We start from the raw sequence: 14,243 nt of genomic DNA on the forward strand, positions 1-14,243 counted from the left end.
CGTGAACGACGTGGAGATAGACGTCCTCGGCCAGCCCTACGAGCGCCGGGTCATCGACCTCGGGCATGACGACGAGGGTCCGCTGATCGCGACGCTGGTCAGTCGCCGGGCCGAGCGCCCGACCGGGCGCGCCGTGCTCTACGTGCACGGCTTCGTCGACTACTTCTTCCAGACCCACCTGGCCGACTTCTACGTCGAGCGCGGCTGGGATTTCCACGCGATCGACCTGCGCCGCTACGGCCGCAGCCTGCTGCCGCACCAGACGCCCAACTTCACCACCGACCTGACCGAATACTTCACCGAGCTCGACATCGCCGCCGAGCTGATCGGTGCCGAGACCCTGCTCGTCAACGGCCACTCGACCGGCGGCCTGGTGGCGTCGCTATGGGCACACGCCCGACGTGACCGAAAAATGATCGATGGTCTGTTCTTGAACAGTCCGTTCTTCGACTTCAACATGCCCTGGCTGATGCGCCGCCCGGTGCTCGCCGGCGTCGCCCGCCTCGGCCGCCGCAACCCCCGCCGGGCGGTCCCCCGCGGCCTCGAAAGCCTCTACGGGCAGAGCCTGCACATCAACTACCGCGGCGAGTGGGACTACAACCTGGCCTGGAAGCCGATCGAGGCGTTCCCGATCTTCGCCGGCTGGGTCGGCGCGATCCGCACCGCCCACCGCCAACTCTGGGCCGGCCTCGACATCCCGGCGCCGGTGCTGGTCGCCTGCTCGACGCGCACGTTCCGCGGCGCCAAATGGAACGAAAGCATCAACGTGGCCGACGCGGTGCTCGACGTCGAGCACATCGTCCGCTACGCGCCCCGGCTCGGCCAGCACGTCACTCTGGTCCGCATCGACGGCGGCATCCACGACCTCACGCTCTCCGGCCCGCAGCCCCGAGAGCGCCTGTTCACCGAGGTGGGGCGCTGGATCGACGCCTACGTGACTCCCACTGACGGGGGTCCGGCGGTTGGCGCCGCTCAGGCGGATAGTCCGGATCGGGATAGCTCTCCGGCTCCCGACGCTGACGTGGCGGCTGCCACTGGGGCGACTCCGGATCAGGTTCCCGGCTAGGCCGCGGCCGGCCCGACCAGCCCTGCCGCGGATCGGCTTCCCGGCTGGGCCCCGGTCGACCCGGCCAGTCCGGCTCGGAATCAGGATCCCGGCCGGGCTCTGGCCCATCCGACCAGCCTGGCCGCGGATCAGGTCCCCGGCCAGGCCGCGGCCTACCAGACCACTCCGGCCCGGAATCGGCATCCCGGCCAGCACCCCGTCGACCCGACCGGCCCGGCGGCGTTTCAGGATCCCGGATCGGCGCCCGCCGACCCGACCAGCCCGGCCCGGATTCAGGCTCCCGCCTGGGCCGCGGCCGACCCGACCACTCCGGCCCGGAATCAGCATCCTGCCCAGGCCGCGACCGGCCCGACCACTCCGGCCGCGGATCAGGTTCCCGGCCAGGCCCGGACCCACCGGACCAGCCCCGCCCGGAACCAGACTCCCGCCCCGCATCCGGCCCACCCGACCACTCCGGCCCGGGACCAGGCTCTCGCCCAGCCCCCGGCCGACCCGTCCAACCAGCCCCGGAGTCGGCATCCCGACCAGGCCCAGGCCCACCCGACCAGCCCGGCCCCGCCCCAGACCCAGGCGCCGGAAGACGTCGCCCAGGCTCAGGCGGCCGCGGCCCAGGAGGCTGCCGCCCACCACCAAGCAGCGGCCGCCACTCCCCTTGCCGCCAGACGAGCAGATCCCGACTAAGCGGATGCTTGTCGCCGGCCATGAAAACCCGCTCCACCGCCCGCCGGGCCTTCTCCAGCCCAGGCCGCGACTCGGTCCCCGTGATGATCACGACATCCCGAGCCGGCACGCCCACGACAAGCTCACCCGGGATACGCGGCCCGAGCTCTTCCCAGAACTCCTCGGCCAGCAACACGCTGGATTCGAGCCCTTCGAAGGACAGCAGCACCGCCGGCGGCTGCCCGTGGATCTTGGCTCGGCGCAGGTTGTCGTAGAGGTGGTCGATGGCGAGGCGACGCAGCGTCCGGCGGTTGAGCGCGAACTGGTCAAGATCCGACCAGCTGACCAATCTTTCCCCGAACGGAGGACCGAACGAGTAGGCCACGGAGATACCCTCCGTGAACTCGTCGAGCACGTGGCTTTCGTCGACCGTCCGGTCGGCGGTCGACACCAGCAGCGGAAGAAAGCGGGTGCTCGTCACCTGCACGCGTGGAAACCTAATATGTGCAGGCGAGATCGTCACGCCCTGGCTGTCCGTCAATTTCGGCGGCGACCGGCGCGACACCCGCCAGGCGCTCGTAGCTCAGTGGATAGAGCAGGGGTCTTCTAAGCCCATGGTCGCAGGTTCGAATCCTGCCGAGCGCACCACCACGAACCGTCACGCCGGGCGCGCCAACCCGGCAGATGCGGCTTGACCAGGAAGAATCGCCGCGGTGAGTCGACGCTTCCTCCCCGCCATCGCCGCATTCGCCTTCGTCTTGGCTGCCGCCGGCTGCTCCGCCGAGCCCGCCGCGCCCGCCGCCACCGCGCCCCAGCCGGCGCCGAGCACGTCCACCGCGGCCGTGGAAATTCGTGCCCGCGCCGACGGCGCACCCAGCGCCAAAGAGGTGGTCGACACCTTCGCGGCCGCCGGCCTGCCGGTTCCGGACCCCCGCGACAACTCCGGCTACTGCGCGACGGGCGTCACGCACTGTTCCGAGATCATGACAACCAAAGCCGTCACGGTGTACGTCTTCCCCGACGAAACAACCGCCCAGGAGTACGCGACCGCCCCCGACACCCACCGCACCGGCGTCGTCGTCCTCGACTACGCCCCCGCGAACACGCCGCCCGACGACCGCCCGAAATACGAGAACGCCCTGACCAGCCTGCTCTGAGGCAAAATCAACACAGCAGCTCGCGTACGCGATGAGCAAACGCCCGCGGATGGGTGAGATTGCCGTTGTGCCCACCCGGAAACCGCTGCACCGGCACACCGAGGTGATCGGCCAGCGCCAGCCCCGCCAGATAGTCGAACCCGTCGGTCGGGCTGGTCGTGCCGACGGCGGGGACGATTCGCCCGTCGCGGGGGATGTCGGCGAGCCGCAGCGTGTCATTGAGCGCGGCGTCGAGATCGTTGGCCAGGAAATACTCGAAATTGGCCGCGCGCTGGTCGGTGAACGGAAAGCGCGTGATGCCCGGCTCGGTCTCCTGGCGGGTGGGGTCGATGCCGAGCACCGTCGCCACCTCCGCGGCGGCCGCACGCCAGCCGGCCTGCTGATGCACCCGGCGCACACCGAGCAATGAACTGCGGGCCGCGTCCGCGTCGGCGGTGGTCAGAAACGGCAACGCGATCGGTTCGTGTGCGATCAGCCGAGCGATCAGTCCGGGTTGGACGCTCATGATGTGCAACCCGATGACCGCGCCGAGGCTGAGCCCGAGCAGGTGAGCCGGCGCGTCCGTGACCTCGTTGAGAATGGCGGCCGCGTCCTCGGCGTGCCGCCGGATGGAGGCAGCCCCGGCCGGCCCGCTGCGCGACAGCCCCCGCCGGTCGTAGGTAACGACGGTGAACCGGTCGGCAAGGTTGCCGACGAGGTCGACGGTGCGGTCCGCGTCTCCTTCGCCGCTCTGGGAGATCAGCAGGACCGGTCCGGACCCGGTGACCTGGTAGTAGAGCCGGGCACCGTCGACGTGCAGGTAGTGATCCATGATCCGAAGCCTAAAGCATCATTTCTGATGCATCAAGAATGATGTAATCTCGGTGACATGAACCCCGTCGAACTGATCCTGCTCGGCCGCACCCTGATGAAGATCGGCGAGCAGGCCCTGCCCACACCGGCCAGCGGCCGGCACTCGGGCGGCGAACGGACGGTGGTCATCGTGATGAACGACGTCTACGAAAACCCGGGCACCACGGTCACCGAGGTCGCGCAGCGCACCGGCCTGCCACAGAGCGCGGTCTCCGGCGCGATCGCCCGGCTACGCGAGGTGGGCTCGGTGCTGGCCGAACCCGACCCGGCCGACCGCCGCCGCCAGCTGCTGCGCCGCGATCCCGACGTGACACCGCGGCGCCGGACGGTCGCCGCCGCCGGCATCACGGATGCGGTCGCGGCAGCGCTCGGCGAGCACGACCCAGCAGACCTGGCACAGGTGCTGGCAGCGCTGGAAACGCTGGGACACTGGCTCAGCCCGCAGACGATCGTGCGGCTCCGTGCCGAGGCCACCGAACAGCTATAGAACCTTCGAGAGCCGGCGCACCAGGCGCCAGTCCTGGATCAACATGGACCGTGAGCGGCGGTGTCCGCGGTTCGGATGCCGCCACATCGGAACGCATGCGAACCACGTCACTGGCAGACCGCTTCCGTGCCCGGTGCGGCAAGGATGAACGCCGTGATTCAGATACGACAGTTCGGCTGGGCAGACTACGACGGGGTCACCGAGGTGTGGCGGTCCGCAGGCCGCGACGTGCTGCCACGTGCGGAGCTCGCGGCCAAGCTGACGCGTGATCCCCAGCTGTTCCTGGTCGCCGAACGCGATGACATCGTGGCCGGAGTGGTACTGGGCACCTTCGACGGTCGGCGAGGATGGATCCTGCGGCTGGCTGTCGACCCAGCGCATCGTCGAGGCGGTATCGCCAGTCGCTTGGTCGCTGAACTGGAAACCCGGTTCGCGGCCCTGGGTTGTCCGAGAGTGAACCTGCTGGTCATGCCAGACAACGTGGAGGCGCTGCGGTTCTGGCAGAGGCTGGGATACCTGCCGCTTCCGGACGTGCTGTGTTCGAAACCAATCGGCACCACCTGAACCGAGCGCGCCGCGGGCGCGATCAGCCCTTGTCGTCGTTCATCAGCCGCATCCAGCAGCTCAAGGATACAGGCCACAACTGCGCACCGTCCGGACGGTTGTTCCTGGTCGCGGACGTGTACGTGGGGGAATGACTGCGGCGGAGGGGTTCGTCGGCTGGGCAAGTGGTTGCGGCACCTGCGCACATGGGCGGGGTGAGGTGTCGATCATGGCCGGCAGCCTTTGGCGGGTCGGTGCCGTCAGACGACGGCATCCGCTTCTGCCGATGAGCGTGCACTAGGTTGGACGCTCATCGGGGTCGATGATCGGAGGGTCAATCCTTGCCGGACGACCTCTTGCGTGCCGTGGGGGCACTCTACGAGGAACACCAGCAGGCCGCCTTTCCGCGCCGGCTGTACGTCGTCGAGCCAAATGGCGTCGAGATGGTGAGCCTCGATTCCAAAGTCTCGGGTTGTGTCAGCACGTTGCTGGGGAACGGGGGCCGCATCGACGACTGGCGGTGGGGACGTACTCGCGGATTGCGAGCAGAAGCTCAACCGCGCGATTCCAGCCCTGGACGGCTACGAGTCGTCCTACTACCAGCGTCTGCTGGATATGACGGTCCTGACCCTGGAAAATCCTGCGGACATGCAGCCCGGATGACGGCGTCGCACCGGCGCGGGCGTGCACGGAGGTGCCCCGGTACCCGGTGACGTTTTCGAGGGTTTCACCGTCGGTCGTCTGCCGACAACGCTGACTCTCCAGCCAACGCCCGGCCGCACTCATCTGCCGCGATCCGCTTGCCTGTCACGGCAGGGCCGGTGCTGTTCGGACCTCGTCGGCGCCGAGTGCGCTCGGGCCGCACGCGAGCCTGTCTAAGGGCTCTGGGCGCGGCCGCGGGCTTGTCACGACGCGCGCGGCAGCGTGAGCCATTCCTGCCAGGTGATGGTGCGGCCCAGATAACGAGGCTGCTGGAACGGCCAGTCGGCGGCGATCCATTGCGGCACCAGTGCGTCGAGCGCGCGCTCCATCTCGCTGCCGACCAGCTCGTCCACCACCCACCAGGAGACTTCGCCGTCAGAGCCGGTGCGCTCGGGCGGGTCGATGTAGACACAGCCGAGGATCGCCGTCTCCTCCTTGTTCAACAGCGCGTAGTTGAACGACTGGTGGGCGGCTATCTCGTTCTCGTGCCGGAGTAGGTCGATGCGGTCCTCGTCATAGGTCATCGTCTCCTTGGGCCAAGCCCAGGCCGGCCCGAAGATCTCCCACAAGCGCTTCTGGGAGCCCATCACGGCGGGGTAGTCGAGTGCGGTGTCAGCCTCCCGGATCGGCCTCAGGTGAAGGGCGGTGTTGGGCACGGGCACGTAGACGGGATGGACGAAGTCCTTCGGCAGCCAACTCACAAGGGCCGAGGCTACCGGTCGTGACCGTTGGCGAGCCCGGTCGTAGAGCGGGCAAAGCTCGTGCGCAGGTTCGAGCCCCACCCCGACGGGCCGAAACGCGCCCCCGCGCGTGTCGAGACGCACCCATTGAGCTGGGAAAACGCGATCCACGCGCAGGTCTCTCTCGATGGCGGGGTTCGAACCTGCGCACCCGCGACCGACCTCCGACCCACCGATCCGGGCCGGATCGCAGTGGCAGCGTCGTGGCGTCTGCTCCACTAGTTCCGGCGCGCCGCCCTCAGGACCTGAGACGGCACCACGACGCCGAGCCGGCGAGGTCGGACCCAACGGCCACGTCGGGTCCGACCTCGCATACCGCGAACCGCAACCACCGCACCGTGGGGTCTCCGGGGGTCGCCCCCGGAATCGGAATGACAAATCCCCACCCAGACCCTGGCCGCGCAGCGGACCGGATCTGGGCAGGGATTTGTGGGGTCGACGGGACTCGAACCCGCACTGGAACGGTCCTAAGCCGTTTGCCTCATGCCAATTGGGCTACGACCCCTGCGCCGTCCGGTATACCAGCTTGGCCGATGCACCGACACCCGGATGGACGCGCGCCAACGACCCCATTCGGGTGACGGTGCATGCCATGCTCAGCCGACCAAGTTGTAGCTCGCGCCCACCGCGACCACGACCAGCACGGCCGCCGTGGCGACGGTGTAACCGAGCCGACCCGCCCGATCCCACCAGCCCCGCGCCCACCCGAGCACGGTGCCGGCCAGCATCACGACTGCCCCACCGGCGGCAACGGTCAGCAGGACCAGCGCGGCCTTCACGAGACCCGAATCGTCGAGGAAGACGTGTTGATCGAGGGCCGCACTGTCGCTGAGAAACAAAGCCAGCAGCCCCGCGAACGCGACGACAAGCCCCGCGCTGACCCAGCCGACAACCGTCGCCGCACGGGCCAGGCCCGGCCGGCGCCGCCGACGGACCAGCGCCGCGATCGGCCACCAGAGCAATGCGAGCAGCAGGACCAGCAGCGCCACGCCCGCGGCGGCCATCTGCAGGGTTGGCGATTCATACCAGGGCAGCCGCTCGTACGCCGCAGCTGGGTTGATCGTGCTGAACAAGACGCCGTCGTCCCGGAACGCGATCCGCTCCCGCCCGTCGGTGAACACCCCGACCGCGACCGGCGTCCAGTGCTGGGTGGCATGAGCCGGATCCGGCGACAACCCGGTCGTGGTGAGCCCGTCGCCGTCACCGGTCACCGTCACCGCCGTGGTCAGCGTCGCGAACTTCGTGAAGTCCGTGTGGCTGAAGCGGGTCGTCCGATAGGTCCCCGCGAAGGCACCCAGATCCTGCCCACCGGCCGCCATGGCAGGGGCCGCCGCAACCGGATAGCGCAGCTCGACCATCCGGTCGACCAACTCACGCCCGGCGAACGCCGCCGATCCGTCGTGGCCGTCGCCGTTGTAGACGACATAGATCCCGAGCCCTTCGTCGGGCAGCAGCGCCAGGTTGTCGTGGAACCCGGGCACGTCGCCGTCCTTGCTCACCCACCGATGGCCGGCCCGCTCGTGCTCTTCATACGCGTACCCCATTCCCGGCAGTCGTGGTTCGGGGGTGAACTGCGGTTGGATGTTGGGGTTTCCGGGCTTGAGTTGCGCCACCATAAAGCGCCCCATGTCCGCGGCCGTGGTCGTCGGGCCGGCACCGGTCGGCGACATCGCGCCACACTGCCCGCGCGCCGCGACACCGTCACTGCGATAGCCGGTGGCGAGCTTCCCCACCGCCGTGGCCGGGCGCGGCTGCGCGAAACTGGTGCCGGTCATACCGAGCGGATCCACAATCTGCTGTTGTACGTAGTCCGCGAACGGCTCCCCCGACGCCACCTCGACGAGATACCCGGCCAACGCCATCCCGTAGTTGTCGTAGGAGACAAGCGTTCCCGGCGCCCGCACCCGCGGCGGCTGGTGCGCGGCAAGCCAGGCACCGAGCGGCTCGACCCGGCTGGGGTCGTCGACCGCCACACCGAGCGGCGTGTCGGCGAAGCCCGAACTGTGCGTGAGCAGATCGTGCAGCGTGACCGGGTGGCCCGGGTAGGTGTCGGCGATCCGGAAGCCGGTCAGGTAACGGTTGACGTCGGCGTGCAGGTCGAGCCGCCCGAGCGCGACCTGCTGCCGCACCACTTCGGCGGTGAACAGCTTGGCGACCGAGGCCATGAAGAACCCAGTGTCGTCAACGGAAACGGGCGATTTGGTGGCGGTGTCGGCAACTCCGTACCCCTTGCCGAAGATCTGTTTCCCGTTCCGCACCACGACGACCGCCGCGCCGGGGATGCCGTATTCGCTCAGTTGGCGCCCGATCACCTCGTCGGCCACGGCGGCGAAATCCGGCGTCGGCTCGGCACGGGCCGGGCCAGCGCCCACCACCACCGAACCGGCCACCACGGCGGCCGCGACCAGCGCGTTCTTCCACATCTGCATGATCAAAACGCTAGGTGCCAAACCCGGTGGACCACGATCCAGTGCGCAGGCCAACGTGTACGGGGGCCAGCCCTACCACCGTCGCAGGCCCCGGTGTCGAACCGGGCAGGCCGTGGATATGAATCACGACTGGGCAGCCAACGCCCGCCTGCGCTGTTCCACAATGGATGGCATAAGTGCCCGTGCCGCGATTCGAACGCGGGCCCTCCTGTTCCGGAAACAGGCGCTCTTTCCGCTGAGCTACACGGGCGTGGTGGGAGCGGAGGGACTCGAACCCCCTGAGCCCGAAAGCAACTGGGTTACAGCCAGCCCCACCTCACCATCGGTGGCGCGCTCCCCTGGGGTGACCGAGCGGAATCGAACCGCCATCGCCGGATCCACAATCCGGCGCTCTGCCGTTGAGCTACGGACACCGTGCCCGGGGACGGGCTCGAACCGCCGACCCCCGCCGTGTGAAAGCGGTGCTCTCCCTGCTGAGCTACCCGGGCATTCCACCGCTTCGGTGCCTGGACTCGAACCAGGACAGGCGGCTTAACAGGCCGCTGGGCTACCAATTACCCGACACCGAAATGAGCAGCGCGGACGGGACTCGAACCCGCAATCTGTCCCGGGTGAAAGCCGGGCGACTCTCCCAATTCGTCCACCGCGCCATGAGTGGCTGATCAATGTGTCCCGTGACGGATTCGAACCGCCGACGCGCAGCTTAAGAGGCTGCCGCTCTAACCAGGCTGAGCTAACGGGACATTGCGGAGGAGGGCGGGGTCGAACCGCCACAGGTCTAACCCTCAACCGTTTTCGAAACGGTGGCCGGCGCCATCTGTCGGCTGGCTCCTCCATGATCGTGCCCTCGGCAGGACTCGAACCTGCCGCCTCTGGCTTCGTAGACCAGCGCTCTTTCCAGATGAGCTACGAGGGCATGCGTGTCGTCGGCTGGATTTGAACCAGCGGTCTCCTCGTTATCGGCGAGGCGCCTTTACCGGGCTTGGCCACGACGACGTGGCGGAAGGAGCGGGATTCGAACCCGCGCCGGGCTTGCCGGTCTGCCTTAGCAAGACAGCGCCTTAGACCTCTCGGCCATCCTTCCGCGCGCGATGACGACGGGATTCGAACCCGCGACCTCTTCCGTGACAGGGAAGCGCCCTGGACCAGACTGGGCGACGTCATCTTGGGTGTTGCCCGCGCCTCTGCCAGTTGGGCTACGCGGGCCTGCGTGGAGTGACGCGGTATCGAACCGCGCACGCGAAGCTTGCAAGGCAACGCTGTGCACCTGCACTCACCCCGAGCCACCACCCGGATTCGAACCGGGGACCTTCCGCTTACGAGGCGGACGCTCTGCCAGCTGAGCTATGGCGGCGACTGACCTATTCGAGGTCGTAGACCGTCACCTGGATGCCCTTGGCGACGACCTCGTCGACGATGATCGGTTCGATCTCTTCCCACCGACCGCCGGCGAGTCCGGCGCCGATCCGCGGCATGTGGACCGAGGCGACGAGCGCGGCGGCCTCCTCGGCCACGCTGGCCAGGCAGCGGCGCAACGCGTCGTAGCGGATCGGCGGTCGGTTGCCGGCACGGCGGAGGCCGTGTTGACCAACCATGTTGGCGACCCAGAGCCCGGGCTCGACCGCGACGAGCTGTGCCTCACCGAGCAGGGCCGCTCCGTCACGATGCCAGGCTCGGTAGGCCCGCTCGGGCTCCGGCCACCGTCTGGACAGTGCGACGACGAAGCCGCGACCCCAACCGCCCGTGTCGTTGCAGACGTGGGCAATGATCTTCGGACCGGCGCCCAATGGCCGGGTCGCGTCACCCGTTACATATCTGATCTGTGCCATTCGTTCATCGTCGCAACGGGGTGTGACGGTGACGCGTTAGGCGCTGCTCCCGGACAAGGACTCGAACCTCGATCTGCTGGGCCAGAACCAGCTGTCCTTCCATTGGACGATCCGGGAACGGCGTGGCCGGCGGGCGAGAGAGAACCCGCCGGCCACGCGGTCAGCGCCGGGTGAGCGTCACCCACGACGGGGTGGTCGGCTCGAACCGCAGTTTCATCCCGGCCTCGGCCGGGGTGCGGTCGCCCTTGCGCTGGTTGCAGCCTTCGCAGGCCGCGATGGTGTTGGTCCAGGTGTTCCGGCCGCCGCGGGAGCGGGGCAGGACGTGGTCGACCGTGGTCGCGTGGCCGCCGCAGTAACCGCAACCCCGGCCGTCGCGGACCAGGACACCCTGGCGCGACCAACCGGGAACCGCGCTGTAGCGCCATTTCGTGACCACGTAGCGCACGAGCCGCACGACCGTCGGGATCGGGTAGACGCCGATCACTCTGTCGGGCCGGGCCTCGTGAATCTCCGCGACCTGCCGGACGAGCATGCGAACCGCGTGCCGGACACTGACCCGGTGGAGCGGGCCAAGATCGGCGTTGATGACCAGGACGTCCACCGGATCCTCCTTTCCTTGTTTGAGCGGATGACCGGGTTCGAACCGGTGACCTGCACCTTGGCACGGTGCCGCGCTACCAACTGCGCCACATCCGCATGCGAGCGGTAGCGCGGACTCGAACCGCGCGCCTGCACATTGGAGGTGTGCCGCTCTACCTGATGAGCTACTACCGCGTAGGCCGTAGGGGACTCGAACCCCTGATCTTCGCGCTGAGAACGCGACGAGCTTTCCAACTGCTCCGACGGCCCATGAAAAAGTCGGGAACCAGGGAGTCGAACCCCGCGCGTCCTGTACCCAAAACAGGTCCGGTCACCGAGCCGGTCGTTCCCGAAGCCCCGCCCGCCAAAGGCGGCCGGGACAAACAATGCCATCCACTGTGGAGTTCTCAAATCACGATCCCGAGTCGGCCGGAAAGGCCGACAGGACAAGCAGGGGTGACAGGACTCGAACCTGCAACAACCGGGTTTGGAATCCGGTGCGCTACCAGTTGCGCCACACCCCAGTGGCTAAAAGAAACGCCGCCCGGTCCCTTTCGGGGCGGGCGGCGTGAGCGCTGCGAAAAATGCTGCGCTACGTTGCCCGTCGGCCCGCGTTGATCGGCTTGCCCGAGGCGTATCGCCCGGCATCGGGCATACCCTCGACGCCGCGCGACAGGTGCCGCGTCGGTTCGAAACTGGGCTGCCACAACATGTCGGGATCTCCTTCTCGGGTGAATCGCTCTGGATCAAAGGTAAGGCGCGTCGCGTACCGAAGGCAACACTATTAATTTCTCACTCGTTGTGCAGCACCTCCGCGATCGTCAGCCGCGCCGCGCCGCGGGCCGGAACCAGTGCGCCGAGCAGCGCGATCACCACGCCGGCCAACGCCATCAGCGCGAGCGTCGGCGCCTGCCACACCTTCATGACGGACAACGGGATGGCCACCCGCGCGGCATCCGCGGCCGCCGGCACGATGTAGTGGTGCGCCAGCACGCCCAGCGGGATGCCGAGCACGCCGCCGACCACGCCGACCAGCGCCATCGAGGTGAGCACCATCGCGACCACCTGCCGGGGCGTCATCCCGATCGACTTGAGCATCCCCAGGTCGCGCCGGCGTTCCCGGACGTTGAGCACGACCGTGTTGAAGACGCCGAGCGCCGCGACGGTGGACAGCAGCAGCGAGAGCACCGACGAGAAGCCGATCACGGTCACGGCGAAATCAGAGGCCTGGGCATTGTTGTACGCGTCCAGCGCCGGATCGGCCGCCCGCACCGCCGCCGCGTAGCCGTCGACGTCGGCACCGGGTGTGAGCTGCACCTGGTAGTAGACCTCGTCGGGCGCGACGACCCGGGAGGGTGCGAGCGCGGTGAACACCGACCAGTCGGCGATGATGCCCGGCGGCCCCTCGGGACCGTCCATCGTCTCGCCGACCACGGTCAGCGTGCGGTCGGCGGAGTCGCCGAGGCGCAGCGTGATCTTGGACCCGATGGGCAACGCCCGCAGGCGCATCACCTCCGACGGCACCACCGTTTCGGAAGGCGCGGCCATCCAGCGGCCGGCGGTGAGCTCGTCCGCGTACCCCATCGTCGAGTAGTCCCCGCGCATGAAGTTGACCATCAGCGGCTGGGTCTGGCCGACGGCGGAGACCTGAAGCTTGAGGATCGCGGCCACCCGCGCCGCGGAAGGCGTCCCGCGCAGGAGCTCTTCGACCTGCGCGTCGGTGCGTGTGGTCCGGGACGGCGCCGCGACCGGTGGGCCCTGGCCGTCCGGGATGATCCGGCCCTGGCCGTCGGACGGGTGCACCCCGACCTGGCCCGAAGCCCGGTCCTCGATCGTCGAGATCCGGCCGAGTGAGGCGGCGAGACCGGTCGCGAACGTCACCGTGGTCACGCCGAGCAGCACGGCGGCGACCGTGAACGCCGTGCGGCCCGGTCGGGCGAACGGCAGGCCGAGCCCGAGCGTCACCGACCGCGCCAGGCGGACCCCGGCGAGCCGGTGCTGGATCCGGGTGGCCCGACCGATCCGCGGTGCACTGCCGGCGCTGATCGCCGCCGCGGCCGACAGGCTGTGTGCCCGGACGGCGGGTACGAAGGCGGCCAGCGCGACGATCGCCGGCACCCCGACCAGCCCGGCGGCCCAGATCCACGGCCCGACGCCGATGCCGACGTCGAGGCCCAGCCCCTCGAAGCCGGAGGTCAGCAGCGGTTGGGCGGCCAACGCGCCGGCGGCGGTGCCGAGGACGCTGCCGACGATGGCGGGTACCGACACCATCGCGAGGTAGACGGCGACCACCTGGCGGGGCGTGAAGCCGAGGGCCTTGAGGATGCCGATGTGCCGGAAGCCGGAGACGACCGCGCCGCTGACCACGTTGCCGACGATGACGATCGCGACGATCAGGCCGAGCACCCCGAACGTGGCCAGGAACGGCACGTAGACGCCGACGTCGGCGGAGACCTCTTCCTTGACGGCGGTGTAGGGCCGCTGGGCGACCAGCGCGCCGGTCGGCAGGCCGGCGGTGGTGGCGGCCAGGTCGGCCTCGACGGCGGCCTTCGTCGACACGTCCCCGCTGAACCGGTAGAGCATCTGCACCTCGGTTGGGCGCAGCGCCGTCAGCTGCTCCGGCGTGACCCAGGCGTCGGCGGTCTGGCTGAGGCTGTAGGCCCGGCCCACGACCGTGAACGGTCTGCCGCCGAGGTTCACCTCGTTGCCGCCCGGCAGGAAGCCCGGTCCGTCGCGGCCCATCGGCGGCAGGTTGAGGACGATCTCGCCGGCCGCGGTGGGCCAGCGACCCTGCCACAGGTTGAGCCGGTCGACCGGACCGCCCGGGTCGGCCCGGCCGACGACGGTCAGCGGTCCGGCCGGGCCGAACCGGCCCGCACCGTCGGACTCGAGCGTGACCACCCCGAACGGCCCGGCCGCCGCCGCCACCCCGGTGCGCTGGGCCGACAGCACCTCGTCGGTGACCAGGGCGCGGTCGAAGACGGCGACCGCGTGCGGGCCCTGCTGGTGCGCGAAACTGCGATCGAACGGCGCCGACGACGCCTGCAACAGGGCCAGCGCGACCACCACGGTCGTGGTGGACAGCAACACGACCAACCCGATGACAAACGTCTGCATCCGCCGCCGCCGAACAGCCGCCCTAGCCGCCCGCCACACCGCAGTCATGCCGCCGCCTCCCTTCGGTCGGCGGAGCACGACC

Annotated in this window: 10 protein-coding genes and 20 tRNA genes; 5 read left to right on the forward strand and 25 right to left on the reverse strand. The window is 69.1% G+C overall.

The annotated features are described in order from the left end of the window. The first annotated feature begins 10 nt into the window (after positions 1–10). From DFJ67_RS01750 to DFJ67_RS42190, 3 genes are all read left to right on the forward strand, one after another. Positions 11–1,066: an alpha/beta hydrolase gene (locus DFJ67_RS01750; protein WP_116075489.1), complete on the forward strand. Its 1,056-nt coding sequence runs from the start codon at positions 11–13 to the stop codon at positions 1,064–1,066. A 1,232-nt stretch (positions 1,067–2,298) separates the two neighbouring features. Then, positions 2,299–2,374 (forward strand) — tRNA-Arg (locus DFJ67_RS01760). Positions 2,375–2,439: 65 nt separating this feature from the next. Further along, positions 2,440–2,883 (forward strand): hypothetical protein, encoded by a 444-nt coding sequence (locus DFJ67_RS42190; RefSeq protein WP_147315389.1) that lies wholly within the window; start codon positions 2,440–2,442, stop codon positions 2,881–2,883. A gap of 7 nt (positions 2,884–2,890) precedes the next feature. Here the strand turns inward: DFJ67_RS42190 and DFJ67_RS01765 are convergent, their stop codons facing one another. Continuing rightward, positions 2,891–3,694 (reverse strand): alpha/beta fold hydrolase, encoded by an 804-nt coding sequence (locus tag DFJ67_RS01765; RefSeq protein ID WP_116066255.1) that lies wholly within the window; start codon positions 3,692–3,694, stop codon positions 2,891–2,893. A gap of 57 nt (positions 3,695–3,751) precedes the next feature. Here DFJ67_RS01765 and DFJ67_RS01770 point away from each other — a divergent pair, with 57 nt between their 5' ends. Further along, positions 3,752–4,222: a MarR family transcriptional regulator gene (locus DFJ67_RS01770; protein WP_203784235.1), complete on the forward strand. Its 471-nt coding sequence runs from the start codon at positions 3,752–3,754 to the stop codon at positions 4,220–4,222. Between the two features lie 144 nt (positions 4,223–4,366). Further along, on the forward strand, positions 4,367–4,786 hold the full coding sequence (locus DFJ67_RS01775) for a GNAT family N-acetyltransferase (protein WP_170215712.1): 420 nt from the start codon (positions 4,367–4,369) through the stop codon (positions 4,784–4,786). Positions 4,787–5,670: 884 nt separating this feature from the next. Here the strand turns inward: DFJ67_RS01775 and DFJ67_RS01780 are convergent. The 24 genes from DFJ67_RS01780 to DFJ67_RS01890 form a co-directional block, all read right to left on the reverse strand. After that, positions 5,671–6,168: a GNAT family N-acetyltransferase gene (locus tag DFJ67_RS01780; protein WP_116066256.1), complete on the reverse strand. Its 498-nt coding sequence runs from the start codon at positions 6,166–6,168 to the stop codon at positions 5,671–5,673. 469 nt (positions 6,169–6,637) lie between these two features. Next, positions 6,638–6,712, reverse strand: a tRNA-Leu gene (locus tag DFJ67_RS01785). Between the two features lie 91 nt (positions 6,713–6,803). After that, positions 6,804–8,636, reverse strand: a complete 1,833-nt coding sequence (locus DFJ67_RS01790; protein ID WP_116066257.1) for a serine hydrolase domain-containing protein — start codon at positions 8,634–8,636, stop codon at positions 6,804–6,806. A gap of 177 nt (positions 8,637–8,813) precedes the next feature. Further along, positions 8,814–8,886: transfer RNA gene (locus tag DFJ67_RS01795), tRNA-Arg, on the reverse strand. Position 8,887: 1 nt separating this feature from the next. Next, positions 8,888–8,974: transfer RNA gene (locus DFJ67_RS01800), tRNA-Tyr, on the reverse strand. A gap of 1 nt (position 8,975) precedes the next feature. Beyond that, positions 8,976–9,049: transfer RNA gene (locus tag DFJ67_RS01805), tRNA-His, on the reverse strand. 2 nt (positions 9,050–9,051) lie between these two features. Further along, positions 9,052–9,124 (reverse strand) — tRNA-Val (locus tag DFJ67_RS01810). Between the two features lie 9 nt (positions 9,125–9,133). Continuing rightward, positions 9,134–9,205 (reverse strand) — tRNA-Asn (locus tag DFJ67_RS01815). 5 nt (positions 9,206–9,210) lie between these two features. After that, positions 9,211–9,286: transfer RNA gene (locus tag DFJ67_RS01820), tRNA-Glu, on the reverse strand. Between the two features lie 18 nt (positions 9,287–9,304). Then, a tRNA-Lys gene (locus tag DFJ67_RS01825) sits at positions 9,305–9,379 on the reverse strand. Positions 9,380–9,383: 4 nt separating this feature from the next. Next, a tRNA-Ser gene (locus DFJ67_RS42495) sits at positions 9,384–9,471 on the reverse strand. 7 nt (positions 9,472–9,478) lie between these two features. Beyond that, positions 9,479–9,552 (reverse strand) — tRNA-Arg (locus tag DFJ67_RS01830). Positions 9,553–9,557: 5 nt separating this feature from the next. Further along, positions 9,558–9,632 (reverse strand) — tRNA-Ile (locus DFJ67_RS01835). Position 9,633: 1 nt separating this feature from the next. Then, a tRNA-Ser gene (locus DFJ67_RS01840) sits at positions 9,634–9,720 on the reverse strand. 5 nt (positions 9,721–9,725) lie between these two features. After that, a tRNA-Asp gene (locus tag DFJ67_RS01845) sits at positions 9,726–9,801 on the reverse strand. Between the two features lie 116 nt (positions 9,802–9,917). Continuing rightward, positions 9,918–9,990 (reverse strand) — tRNA-Thr (locus DFJ67_RS01850). 7 nt (positions 9,991–9,997) lie between these two features. Next, positions 9,998–10,465 (reverse strand): macro domain-containing protein, encoded by a 468-nt coding sequence (locus DFJ67_RS01855; protein ID WP_116066258.1) that lies wholly within the window; start codon positions 10,463–10,465, stop codon positions 9,998–10,000. 46 nt (positions 10,466–10,511) lie between these two features. After that, positions 10,512–10,582, reverse strand: a tRNA-Gln gene (locus tag DFJ67_RS01860). A gap of 43 nt (positions 10,583–10,625) precedes the next feature. After that, on the reverse strand, positions 10,626–11,066 hold the full coding sequence (locus DFJ67_RS01865) for an HNH endonuclease (RefSeq protein ID WP_116066259.1): 441 nt from the start codon (positions 11,064–11,066) through the stop codon (positions 10,626–10,628). A gap of 22 nt (positions 11,067–11,088) precedes the next feature. Then, a tRNA-Gly gene (locus tag DFJ67_RS01870) sits at positions 11,089–11,161 on the reverse strand. 5 nt (positions 11,162–11,166) lie between these two features. Continuing rightward, positions 11,167–11,239: transfer RNA gene (locus DFJ67_RS01875), tRNA-Gly, on the reverse strand. 1 nt (position 11,240) lies between these two features. After that, positions 11,241–11,314, reverse strand: a tRNA-Glu gene (locus DFJ67_RS01880). 181 nt (positions 11,315–11,495) lie between these two features. Then, a tRNA-Trp gene (locus DFJ67_RS01885) sits at positions 11,496–11,567 on the reverse strand. A gap of 269 nt (positions 11,568–11,836) precedes the next feature. Further along, positions 11,837–14,209: an ABC transporter permease gene (locus DFJ67_RS01890; protein WP_116066260.1), complete on the reverse strand. Its 2,373-nt coding sequence runs from the start codon at positions 14,207–14,209 to the stop codon at positions 11,837–11,839. Between the last annotated feature and the right edge of the window lie 34 nt (positions 14,210–14,243).

The organism is Asanoa ferruginea, from assembly GCF_003387075.1.
Classification (GTDB): Bacteria; Actinomycetota; Actinomycetes; order Mycobacteriales; family Micromonosporaceae; genus Asanoa; species Asanoa ferruginea.

Coding starts and splice junctions, on each gene's coding strand:
- DFJ67_RS01775 (WP_170215712.1), top strand. CDS start 4,367: ATGAACGCCGTGATTCAGATACGACAGTTCGGCTGGGCAGACTACGAC.
- DFJ67_RS01890 (WP_116066260.1), bottom strand. CDS start 14,209: ATGACTGCGGTGTGGCGGGCGGCTAGGGCGGCTGTTCGGCGGCGGCGG.
- DFJ67_RS01790 (WP_116066257.1), bottom strand. CDS start 8,636: ATGCAGATGTGGAAGAACGCGCTGGTCGCGGCCGCCGTGGTGGCCGGT.
- DFJ67_RS01855 (WP_116066258.1), bottom strand. CDS start 10,465: ATGGCACAGATCAGATATGTAACGGGTGACGCGACCCGGCCATTGGGC.
- DFJ67_RS01765 (WP_116066255.1), bottom strand. CDS start 3,694: ATGGATCACTACCTGCACGTCGACGGTGCCCGGCTCTACTACCAGGTC.
- DFJ67_RS01770 (WP_203784235.1), top strand. CDS start 3,752: ATGAACCCCGTCGAACTGATCCTGCTCGGCCGCACCCTGATGAAGATC.